The sequence below is a fragment of the Desertibacillus haloalkaliphilus genome (assembly GCF_019039105.1).
Lineage (GTDB): Bacteria > Bacillota > Bacilli > Bacillales > KJ1-10-99 > Desertibacillus > Desertibacillus haloalkaliphilus.
In genome coordinates, this window is the sequence record NZ_JAHPIV010000601.1 from 1 (window position 1) to 327 (window position 327).

Annotated in this window: 2 protein-coding genes; both read right to left on the bottom strand. The window is 44.3% G+C overall.

Annotation, left to right across the window (positions count from 1 at the left end):
- A partial coding sequence (rplO, locus tag KH400_RS23465) for a 50S ribosomal protein L15 (RefSeq protein ID WP_217228739.1) occupies nucleotides 1–217 on the bottom strand: 217 nt, incomplete at its 3' end.
- 32 nt (nucleotides 218–249) lie between these two features.
- Nucleotides 250–327 (bottom strand): uL30 family ribosomal protein (locus tag KH400_RS25145; protein WP_369009397.1); only part of this gene is annotated, 78 nt, incomplete at its 5' end.

The following is a 327-nucleotide window of genomic DNA, read 5'->3' on the forward strand; positions in this document are numbered from 1 at the left end:
CCTTACGAGTTGGGTTTGTGAACCCACGTTTCGGTAGACGACGGTATAAAGGGTTTTGTCCACCCTCAAAACCAGGACGTACTCCACCGCCTGAACGAGCGTTTTGTCCTTTATGTCCTTTACCTGCTGTCTTACCGTTTCCAGAACCAATTCCGCGACCTACACGGTTACGAACTTTACGTGATCCTTCTGCAGGTTTCAACTCATGAAGTTTCATGTCGACACCTCCTCGTATTTAAATATTATCAATTAAGCTTCGATTTCTTTTACAGTTAAAAGGTGAGATACCTTGTTTACCATACCGCGAATCGCAGCGTTATCTTGTTG